This is a genomic window from Saprospiraceae bacterium, from assembly GCA_016713025.1.
In the GTDB taxonomy this organism is placed as follows: domain Bacteria; phylum Bacteroidota; class Bacteroidia; order Chitinophagales; family Saprospiraceae; genus OLB9.
In genome coordinates, this window is the sequence record JADJPZ010000003.1 from 863,206 (window position 1) to 873,313 (window position 10,108).

General features: G+C 40.6%; 12 protein-coding genes and 5 pseudogenes. 9 read left to right on the forward strand and 8 right to left on the reverse strand.

Annotated features, from left to right (window positions below):
* The first annotated feature begins 181 nt into the window (after positions 1–181).
* The 9 genes and pseudogenes from IPK35_06440 (at position 182) to IPK35_06480 (ending at position 6,220) form a co-directional block, all read left to right on the forward strand.
* Positions 182–2,101: a hypothetical protein gene (locus IPK35_06440; GenBank protein ID MBK8052912.1), complete on the forward strand. Its 1,920-nt coding sequence runs from the start codon at positions 182–184 to the stop codon at positions 2,099–2,101.
* Complete coding sequence (dprA, locus tag IPK35_06445) at positions 2,098–3,000, forward strand: DNA-protecting protein DprA (GenBank protein MBK8052913.1); 903 nt, start codon at positions 2,098–2,100, stop codon at positions 2,998–3,000. The genes IPK35_06440 and dprA overlap by 4 nt, the downstream gene beginning before the upstream one ends.
* Positions 2,973–3,200 carry a hypothetical protein gene (locus IPK35_06450; protein MBK8052914.1) on the forward strand — a complete coding sequence of 76 codons (228 nt, stop codon included), beginning with the start codon at positions 2,973–2,975 and terminating at the stop codon, positions 3,198–3,200. The genes dprA and IPK35_06450 overlap by 28 nt, the downstream gene beginning before the upstream one ends.
* A 14-nt stretch (positions 3,201–3,214) precedes the next feature.
* Positions 3,215–4,223: pseudogene (locus IPK35_06455) on the forward strand (4-hydroxyproline epimerase).
* Between the two features lie 85 nt (positions 4,224–4,308).
* Positions 4,309–4,921: pseudogene (locus tag IPK35_06460) on the forward strand (Uma2 family endonuclease).
* A gap of 48 nt (positions 4,922–4,969) precedes the next feature.
* A complete protein-coding gene (locus IPK35_06465; protein ID MBK8052915.1) occupies positions 4,970–5,320 on the forward strand; it encodes an FAD-dependent oxidoreductase in 351 nt (116 codons plus the stop codon).
* Positions 5,299–5,856 (forward strand): FAD-binding oxidoreductase, encoded by a 558-nt coding sequence (locus tag IPK35_06470; protein ID MBK8052916.1) that lies wholly within the window; start codon positions 5,299–5,301, stop codon positions 5,854–5,856. The genes IPK35_06465 and IPK35_06470 overlap by 22 nt, the downstream gene beginning before the upstream one ends.
* Positions 5,853–6,056 (forward strand): hypothetical protein, encoded by a 204-nt coding sequence (locus IPK35_06475; GenBank protein ID MBK8052917.1) that lies wholly within the window; start codon positions 5,853–5,855, stop codon positions 6,054–6,056. The genes IPK35_06470 and IPK35_06475 overlap by 4 nt, the downstream gene beginning before the upstream one ends.
* Positions 6,005–6,220: pseudogene (locus IPK35_06480) on the forward strand (FAD-dependent oxidoreductase). The gene IPK35_06475 and the pseudogene IPK35_06480 overlap by 52 nt, the downstream one beginning before the upstream one ends.
* 30 nt (positions 6,221–6,250) lie before the next feature.
* On the opposite strand, the pseudogene IPK35_06485 reads toward IPK35_06480, so the two are convergent.
* From IPK35_06485 to IPK35_06520, 8 genes and pseudogenes are all read right to left on the reverse strand, one after another.
* Positions 6,251–7,438 (reverse strand): annotated as a pseudogene (locus tag IPK35_06485) (IS256 family transposase).
* Positions 7,439–7,565: 127 nt separating this feature from the next.
* Positions 7,566–7,757, reverse strand: a pseudogene (locus IPK35_06490) (hypothetical protein).
* Positions 7,758–8,090: 333 nt separating this feature from the next.
* Positions 8,091–8,354 carry a hypothetical protein gene (locus IPK35_06495; GenBank protein ID MBK8052918.1) on the reverse strand — a complete coding sequence of 88 codons (264 nt, stop codon included), beginning with the start codon at positions 8,352–8,354 and terminating at the stop codon, positions 8,091–8,093.
* Positions 8,299–8,511: a hypothetical protein gene (locus IPK35_06500; GenBank protein ID MBK8052919.1), complete on the reverse strand. Its 213-nt coding sequence runs from the start codon at positions 8,509–8,511 to the stop codon at positions 8,299–8,301. Before IPK35_06500 ends, IPK35_06495 begins: the two co-directional genes overlap by 56 nt.
* A gap of 127 nt (positions 8,512–8,638) precedes the next feature.
* Entirely contained in the window at positions 8,639–9,064 is a 426-nt protein-coding gene (locus tag IPK35_06505; GenBank protein MBK8052920.1) for a hypothetical protein, read from the reverse strand.
* 168 nt (positions 9,065–9,232) lie between these two features.
* Positions 9,233–9,430: a hypothetical protein gene (locus IPK35_06510; GenBank protein MBK8052921.1), complete on the reverse strand. Its 198-nt coding sequence runs from the start codon at positions 9,428–9,430 to the stop codon at positions 9,233–9,235.
* Between the two features lie 186 nt (positions 9,431–9,616).
* Positions 9,617–9,934: a hypothetical protein gene (locus IPK35_06515; GenBank protein MBK8052922.1), complete on the reverse strand. Its 318-nt coding sequence runs from the start codon at positions 9,932–9,934 to the stop codon at positions 9,617–9,619.
* Complete coding sequence (locus IPK35_06520; protein ID MBK8052923.1) at positions 9,934–10,062, reverse strand: hypothetical protein; 129 nt, start codon at positions 10,060–10,062, stop codon at positions 9,934–9,936. The genes IPK35_06515 and IPK35_06520 overlap by 1 nt, the downstream gene beginning before the upstream one ends.
* Positions 10,063–10,108 lie beyond the last annotated feature (46 nt).

Here is a 10,108-nt window from a genome sequence, read left to right on the forward strand (position 1 = left end):
GTGTTTATCAAATTGTAAGTTTTCGGTATTATTCTTAGTAGACGGTAAAAATGTGGTTGGATTGTGTGGGTCGTCACTTTAGGGAATGAGCCTGCCTGCCTACATAGCCAGGCAGGGATAGCGGGGAAGAAAATATGAATTTGTGAAATTTGTTATACACACGTAACAAACATCTCTTTCTATGGCAAAAAGTAAAATAAAACCCACTGAAAATAAGGGGAAGATAGTTGGAGTTCAGGCTGTCATTGCAGATCCTATTGCCCATACCAAGGGAAGTTTTTTTAATAGTGATGTACTGAAAAGCTGGATTCCTGTTTCGGTAGTGATCATGGTGCTGAGTTATGTGTTATATTTCCAGTGCATTTCTTATGGGTATGTGCTGGATGATCTGATTGTTATTCAGGAAAACAAGTTTACAAAACAAGGTTTCGGTGGTGTCTGGGATATCTTTACCACGGAGAGTTTTACGGGATATTTCGGAGAGAAAAAAGAATTGGTCCAAGGTAACCGGTATCGTCCTTTATCAATTGCCACTTTTGCAGTTGAATATGGTATTTTCGGAAAGGAAAACCCGGTATTCAGTCACTTTATCAATATTTTATTGTATGGTTTGACAGGCATTCTCTTATGGATGGTGCTGGCGCCCATGTTTAGAAATTTCACCGGTAACAAATGGTGGTTTTCTGTCCCATTTGTTGGTGCATTGATTTTTATCGCTCACCCCATACATACTGAAGCTGTAGCAAATATCAAAGGCAGAGATGAAATCATGGCCATGTTGTTTTCATTGGGGGCTCTTTATGGAGCAATGAGGTTTATAGACAATAGTAGCCTAAAATGGCTGTCGATAAGCATGGTAAGCTATTTTTTAGGTTTACTATCAAAAGAGAATGCCATCACCTTTTTGGCTATCATTCCTTTGAGCATATACTTTTTTAGCAAACCTGACTGGAGCAAGCTCGGGAAACTAGTAATGTGGCTATTGATCACTACAGTCTTGTATCTTGTGCTTCGATTCAATATGGCAGGTGTCCCAAAATTCAGTCAGGAGATCAAAGACATCATGAATAACCCATTTCTGAGCATGAAACCTGACCAAAAACTGGGGAGTATCATGTACACGTTACTCAAGTACATTCAACTCATGGTTTGGCCACATCCACTGTCTCATGATTATTATCCATATGCCATTCCGAAGATCAGCGTATTTAAACCTATTCCCTTACTTTCATTATTTACTTATATTAGTTTGGCCATCCTGGCATTCAAGGGATGGAGACAAAAGACGGTTTACTCATATTCCATTTGGTTTTACTTGTTTGCTCTCACGATCGTGTCCAACTTTGTGATCAACCTTGGCACATTTATGAATGAACGATTCATATTTATGGCCTCAGCAGGGTTTTGTATTGCTGTTGCCTATTTTTTAATGGAACATCTCCCGGCTTTGTCTCCTAAGTATGGTTACAAAGCAGGACTGGCTATAGCTTTAATTGCAATTATGGGGTATGGTGCCAAGACATTTGTTAGGGTGCCAGTGTGGAAAGATGCACTTTCACTCAATGAGGCCGCCGTAGCAATATCCTCTAATAGTGCTCGCGCTAATTCATTTTTAGCAACTGCGCTTTTTGAAAAATTCAAGGTGACAGAAAATATTGAAGAAAAAAGAAAACTTATAGACAGGACAGAAAAATATGCTCAAAAGGCGGTGGATATACTTCCGGATTACCTCAATGGCAATCTGATGGTACTGGGTGTAGTATCTGAGCGGTACAAGTTTGACAAAGATATCAAAAAGTACATTGAAGGCATTCGACCTGTTATCCTGCGTCGGCCTGATATTGGTTTTATTAAAGAATTTAGTGATTATTTAAAAGGAAGCCATAATGAGGAGTTATTTCCATTTTATCTTGAAGTGGGTCAGGAATTGATGCAGTTTAACGATATGAGAAGGAAGTATTCAGTTGATTTTCTCAAATATGCTTATGAAATTCAACCAGCAAACAAGCAGGTAAATATAGCCCTTGGGCAAGCGTATGAAATAAACGGAAACGCAGCAGAAGCCGCAAGATTTAAAGCCGCAGCACAGTCTCTACAATGACCAGTCAGGAGTATTTATACCTCATAGCACTTACAAAAACACCAAAAGTTGGACCTGTCATAGGGAAAAACCTTATTTCTTATTGTGGAGGCATAGAAGCAGTGTTTAAAGAAAGTAAAAAAAATCTGATAAAAATACCCGGTATAGGACCTATCATAGCTGAAAATTTCGATCCTGTCAGTTTGCAGCTTGAAGCAGAAAAAGAGATGGAGTTCATTGCTAAAAATGACATAACTCTTTTATCTTACTTGGACAAGAACTATCCAAAACGTATGCTTCAAATCGAATCATGTCCATTGATATTGTATTATAAAGGCAGCGCAGTACTCAACCATCACCGGACAGTAGCCATTGTCGGTACCAGAAAGCCTTCAGACTACGGGAAAGTCATGTGTGAAAAAATAGTCGAAGGACTCAAACCCTATGATATCCTGCTGATCAGTGGTTTAGCGTATGGAATAGACGTTACAGCGCATAAAAAATCCCTTGAAGCAGACATACCTACTGTGGGTGTCCTCGGTCATGGTCTTGACCGGTTTTATCCTTCTGATCATACATCTTTGGCTAAAAAAATGATACAGCATCACGGAGGTGTCATCACAGAATTTCCATCAGGCACCCTTCCCGATAGAGAAAATTTCCCTATGCGCAACAGAATCATTGCTGCCATGAGCGATGTTGTAGTAGTAATAGAGTCTAAACGAAAAGGCGGATCAATCATCTCAGCTGAATTTGCCAATGATTTTAACAGAGATGTTTTTGCTCTGCCCGGACCTGTCAATGATGAACGTTCGGAAGGATGTAACAAACTCATCAAGCAAAATAAAGCGCATCTGATAGAATCCGCTTCTGATATTGCTTATGTCATGAGATGGGAAGAACTGGATGCCAAAAAGTAGTTCAACAACAATTGTTTATCGAATTGGAAGAAGACGAGTCCAGAATGATGACCATCATCAGAGATGCAAGAGAGATCACAATTGATGTACTTACTTATAAGATGGCAATGTCCCCATCCTCTGTGTCAAGCCTGCTGCTCAAACTCGAATTTAAGGGCCTGGTGCGATCACTGCCCGGCAAAAAATATACCCTGAACTGAATAAAAAATAAATGATGCAAAAAAAGCGGTTTTTCTGTATAGATGCGCATACGTGTGGCAATCCTGTACGTGTGGTAGCAGGAGGTGGTCCGGACCTGACTGGAAATAATATGGTGGAGAAAAGAGCTTATTTTCTGGAACATCATGACTGGATCAGAAAAAGCCTCATGTTCGAGCCCCGCGGTCATGATATGATGAGCGGAAGTATACTGTATCCACCCCATGACCCGCAAAATGATGTTGCTGTCCTATTCATAGAAACCAGTGGATGTCTGCCTATGTGCGGACACGGTACTATCGGTACTATCACCATAGCCATTGAAGAAGGACTTATCACTCCTCGTAATCCTGGCAAAATAAAAATGGAAACCCCGGCAGGGTTGGTACATATAGTATATCACCAAAATGAAAAGGGTAAAGTGACATCTGTCAAATTAACGAACGTTGGTTCGTTTTTGTATAAAGCAGACTTAAAAATAGTTTGCCCGGATCTTGGAGAATTAACAGCTGATGTCGCTTACGGAGGTAATTTTTATGCTATCATAGATCCGCAGCAGAATTATCCCGGATTTGAAAAATATACAGCCGATCAACTCCATATCCTGGAGCAGGGCAATACGTACAGATATCAACCAAAAATATACATTTCAGCATCCCGAGATTTCCGATATCAACTGGTGTAGCCATGTATTGTGGACGGGTGCCACTATCGATCCAACTTCTACCGCCAGAAATGCGGTATTTTATGGTGATAAAGCCATCGACAGATCACCATGTGGCACAGGTACTTCGGCGAGAATGGCACAGTGGTACGCAAAAGGAAAACTGAAAGAAGGCGATAAGTTTGTTCACGAAAGTTTTATTGGCAGTAAGTTTACAGGTACAATCGAAGGACTCACCAAAGTTGGACCATTTGATGCCATCATTCCCGGTATCGAAGGCTGGGCAAAAATATATGGGTACAATACCATTCTTGTTGACCCTGAAGACGATCCATATGCCGGTGGATTTCAGGTGATTTGAAAAATATATTTTCCTATAAACCGGATATCTATCTTTTGAGATGTAAAACAGTCTTATATTTGTGTTCAGAAAATATCTTAAACATATGTCTGAAAATATTAAAGAAAATGTTGTCAGTGAGCCTGCGGGTGAATATGGTATTGAATATACTTATGCCGACTATATGAAATTTGAATTTGAAGAAATGGTCGAGCTTATACGCGGTAAGATCTTTCAGAATGAGCCCAGCACCAAGGTCATCACACCAGATTGCTGCCGGGAATTTGCATGGGCCTATGTGGCAATTGCTTAGAAAGTCGACATGTAGAGCATTCATAGCTCCGTTTGATGTCATACTACCTATCGCCAATAAGAAAAGAGATAAAGCCACTACAGTGGTTCAAACTGATATTTGTGTGATTTGTAATCCTGAAATAGTTGAGGATGCAGGTTGTTTTGGAGTGCCGGACTGGATTATAGAAATCCTGTCTCCACATACCAGTAAAAAGGACCTTCAACTGAAATATGATGTATATGAAGAAGCAGGCGTAAAGGAATATTGGATAGTTATGCCTCAGGAAAAGCTCATCGAAGTATTTATCCTTGAAAACAATAAATACCGTCGTATCAAAACCTACGCGCAGGATGATGAGGTGACATCATATACACTCCCTGACTTGACTTACAAATTGGAAGAAATCTTTACTGATATAAAATAATAATATATCAGCACTTTCTTTTTTAATGAATAATACACAGAATACTTAATGCACATTACCATAATCGGAGCCGGAGTCATAGGAATGACAACAGCATACTACCTCACTCAAGCAGGACATGAAGTTGCCATTATCGAGAAAAGTGATGGCACTAACAATTGTTCGTTTGGAAATGCAGGATATATCTCTCCCAGTCATTTTATACCCTTGGCATCACCGGGGATAGTGGCTCAGGGGCTTAAATGGATGCTGAGTTCCTCCAGTCCTTTTTATATCAAGCCCAGGCTCGACACATCATTAGTAAAATGGGGACTAAAGTTTTACTCCAATGCCAACGAAAAAACTGTTGCAAAAATGCTCCGCATCTCAATAATATCTTGCAATTATCCAGAAAACTGACTATCGATCTCAACAATGATCTTAATAAGGGTTTTTCATTGGAGACCAAAGGTTGCTTTATGTTGTACAAAACAGAAGAAACCGGCCACCACGAAGCCGAACTAGCCCGAGAAGCAAAAAAATACGGAATGGAAGCGACGGTGATGTCTCAGTCAGAAATACAAAAGATGGAACCGGCTGTCACGGTAGATGTAATTGGGGGCGTCTATTTTCCTATCGATTGTCATCTTCATCCATTACACATGATGGCGTCCATCACTCAATGGCTGACCTATGCAGGTGTAAAAATTTTATATCAACATGAGGTCCGGGATTTCGAAGTAGAATCAGGACAAGTTAAAGCGGTAATAACCGATAAGGGCAAAATCACTTGCGATCATTTGGTAGTAGCAGTAGGTTCTTGGCTGGAAATATTGTCTGCTAAGCTTGGTATCAGTCTTTTGCTTCAAGCTGGAAAAGGATATAGTGTCACCTATAATAACAGGCCCTATAATTTGGCCCATCCTTCCATTTTAGTAGATGCGAGAGTAGCATGACGCCACTAGGCAATTCACTTAGGGTAGGTGGTACTATGGAGCTGACAGGCATCAATAGCGATATCAATATGAAAAGGGTCAAACCTATAGTAGATGCGGCAAATGATTATTATCCTGATTTACACACTCCCGGAGGCACAAGTGGAAAAAAGTATGGAGTGGACTTCGTCCTTGTTCGCCGGATGGATTACCGTATTTAGGCAACAGCCCGCATCATCAAAATGTAACTATTGCGGGTGGCCACGCCATGTTGGGCATATCATTGGCAGCTACTGGATTATTGGTAAAACAAATTGTCCAGAAGGAAAAACAGAAATTCCTGTTGAAGCTTTCAGAGTGGAAAGGTAAAATTCCGAGGCTGTAAAATATTTTGTGTAAACAAAACTTCAAAGAATTATGGCTGAATCAAATTATCCTCAAAGATAATTAAAATTTCATTATGAGTAATATGCCAGTTATGAATTGGCATTGTCCATTTAACTTGAATTTGCTGAATAGCAAGATATACAGATTTCAAGGCTGCCTGATCATTTGGAAAAAGTGTTTTGGTTTTGGTAAATTTTCTGATGGCTCTGTTGAGGCCTTCAATGGTATTAGTGGTATACATAATTTTACGAATGTTAGTAGGATACTGAAACATGGGAGATAGATTTGACCAGTTTGCTTCAACTTTTTAATGGCATAGGCATATTTAGACCCCCATTTTGCTTTAAAGCTTCAAAAGCAATGGAGCAGTTTCCATATTTAAAAGCGGCATAAACAGTTTTAAATCAGCCAGGAAGGCCCTTCTATCTTTCCATGGGACAAACTTCATAGAGTTTCTGATTTGATGAACGATACAAAGCTGGGATACGGTATCGGGGAAAGCAGTTTGAATGGCCTGAGTGAATCCTGTAAGATTGTCAGTGCATGCAATGAGCATCTTTTAACGCCCCTGTCTTTGAGCTCATTTAAGACAGAAAGCCAAAACGCGGCAGACTCGTTGGCGCTCATCCAGATGCCCAAAACTTCTTTGATCCCATTGGTTTTCAGTCCTGTAACGATATAAATACTCTTGTTGATGATTTTATTATCCTGCCGGATTTTAAAACAAATACAATCCATCCAAACGATGTAATGAAGTATTATCCAAAGGTCTGTTTTGCCATTCCTGGATAGCCGGAATCATTTTGTTTGTAATATCTGAAACAAAGGTTTTAGAAACGTCTAAGCCATAAATTTCCTGAATTTGAGCTGTTATGTCATCGGTGCTCATACCTCTGCTGTAAAGAGATGTAATGACAGATTCTACTTTCTCAGTGGTAGTTTGGCCCTTGGGAACAATGATAGGCTCAAATTCACCGTTACGATCCCGTGGAATATCCAACTCTACCTGTCCTTGTGTAGTGCGTATCTTTTTCTTATAAGACCCATTCCGGGAATTACCTGAATTAATCCCATCGGCAGAGTGTTTTGAATAGCCTAAATGATGACTTAGTTCAGCTTTTTAAAGTTCTTGAATGCCATCTTTGTAAAGGCCATTCATAACATTATCAAAATCATTAAGAGACTTGACATCCTGAAGAAATTCAGAGATTAAGATTAAATTTGTTACTTTGCATAACTATTAAATTTGTTAGGTTAAAAATGTGTCTGTACTTGGTCGCACAAACATATTAAAATTTTCCATCTGTGGGGGTACCCCACAGATGGAAGCCAACTCCTTGATACTAGTTTACACAATCTTTCTTACACTCCCAAAATTTTCCATCCCCAAGTTCCATTTCTCCACGTTCCATCCTCCACGTTTCCATCCTCCACGTTCCATCCTCCGTTCCATCCTCCACGTTCCATCATCCACGTTCCATCCTCCACGTTCCATCCTCCGTTCCATCTCTCACGTTCCATCCTCCACGTTCCATCACTCCACGTTCCATCCTCCACGTTCCATCCTCCACGTTCCATCCTCCACGTTCCATCTCCACGTTCCATCCTCCACGTTCCATTTCTCCACGTTCCATTTCTCCACGTTCCATTTCTCCACGTTCCTAATAAGGATCCACATCAACATTGACCCTTACAGTGCTACAAGCCTTGATATGTCGCAGTTTATCCCTTTCTGCCATGATGATGGCTTTTACTTTTTACTGCGATTGGATCTTTTTCCATTTTGACGGTGACTTGCTGTATATATGTTGACCCCTTATGGGCTATACCCGGTGTAGCAGGTCCAATGAGACGACTTCCTATTTGTTTTACAGCTTCTGCATAAACAGCTGCAGCATGTGCACATGTAGATGCATTTTTGTAAAAACTCGATCTGTATCATGCGGAAGTATGGCGGATACAAAAACATTTTCCTTTCTGAGCTCTCTTTCAAAAAATCGGTCATACATGTGATGCATTGTCTCTACAATCACCGGATGGGCAGGATCAAATGTCTGGATGATCACTTTGCCTTGTTTAGCCCTTCTTCCTGCGGCCGGATACCTGTGTGAGTAGCTGGAAAGCTCTTTCATTGGCTCTAAGGTCAGGATATCTCAATAGTGCATCGGCATTGAGTACTCCAACCAAAGCGATATTGCCAAAATCCAGCCCTTTGGTAATCATCTGAGTACCTACAAGGATGTCGATTTTTCCTTCTTCAAAATCATGGATAATAGTCTCAAAAGCCAACTTTGTTTTGCGGTATCAAGATCCAGCCTGGCTACAGTAGCCGTCGGAAGGTTTCCTGATATCGTCACTCTATTTTTCTGTGCCAAATCCTGTCTCCATGCAACTCATGATTGCCGCAGGCAGGACATTATTTGGGTAGTTTTGCTCTCGTGCCACAGTAGTGGCATCTCACTTCATTGAAGGCTTTATGCACTGTGAGATGCACATCACAGTTGGTGCATTCCGCCTTCCAGCCGCAAATGTGACAATGCAGTGTTGGAGCATAACCACGACGGTTTTGAAACAACAGGATCTGCTCTTTCTTTTCCAAAGCATCTTCTATCGCAGCCACTAATTCTGAACTGAATAGCCCTTTAAACCTTTTATCTTTATATTCCCTTCTCAGGTCAACCACCTGTACTATCGGTAATACTGAATCTCCATGTCGCTCATTCATAGTTACTAAACCATACTTATCGTTGACAGTATTGGCAAAGACTCCATGCTTGGCGTGGCACTGCCGAGATAATTTTGAATTAGTCAGACGGCTCATAAAATACCAGCGTCCGTGCATTGTACCGCCCAGTTGGGATCTGACTGTTTGAACGAAGGATCATGTTCTTCATCCACGATGATCAGGCCCAAAGATGGATATATGGCAGGAACAGTCCGATTCTGGCTGCAATGACTATTTTTTCACCTAATATCTACAGCATTCCAGAGTTCTACCGTTCCTGATTGTTCATCCTGCTATGATACACAAGGATGTCACTTCCAAAACTTCTGTCAAACGATCAACCATATGATTGGTCAGTGCTATTTCCAGCAAGAGATACAATACCTGCTTTTCACTCTGCCAGTACCTTTTTGATGAGTTCGGTATAGACTTTGGTTTTACCACTTCGGTAATACCATGAAAGACACAGGTTTGTTTGTCCAAAATGATGCTCGATATCTTTCAAGCCATCTTCCTGCTGGTGGCTGAGTTGGTGATTTGTATATCAGTTTCAGGGTGATAAGCTCCGTTGTTTTTATACGACTCACAAACCTGTTTTGAGATAGTGAAAATATCCTTTTTGACCGTAACATTGATGACCGGAGTATCGACATTAGCAAGTTGCGGATATCAGAAACAGCCTGAATGTAATTTTATTTCTGGATATTTGAACAAGGCTAGCAATGCTTTGGTTGTGTTTTCACTTCTTGCCACGAGATCAAATGCATCGTTCAGTTTTGAAGGTACAGATACATATATTTCATTCAGGTGACTGGCGGTTTGGGGTTGAATTTTTCGATTAGGTTCTTCCTTGATGGAGATAATCTTCGTTTTGTCTAATGGATTTCTTAATATCAGGAAGACCGTTTTTTTATCTGGAATTTCCTGGATTTGGAGGATGGTGAGCTCATTTTGGATAGATACGGCCTCGGCTGAGATATTCGTCATCAGAGAGCGTCTGATCCTATGTCTTCGAGATTGCCATTAAAAACTACCTTGGTCTCGCTCTCTAATTTTAGCCCTGACATGGCCACATTCATGACTTCCCCTATGGTACAACAATAATATTCAGCCATCCACGTCCAAAATTGCGGTTGAACCGCGGTGACTAATGGTATTTTA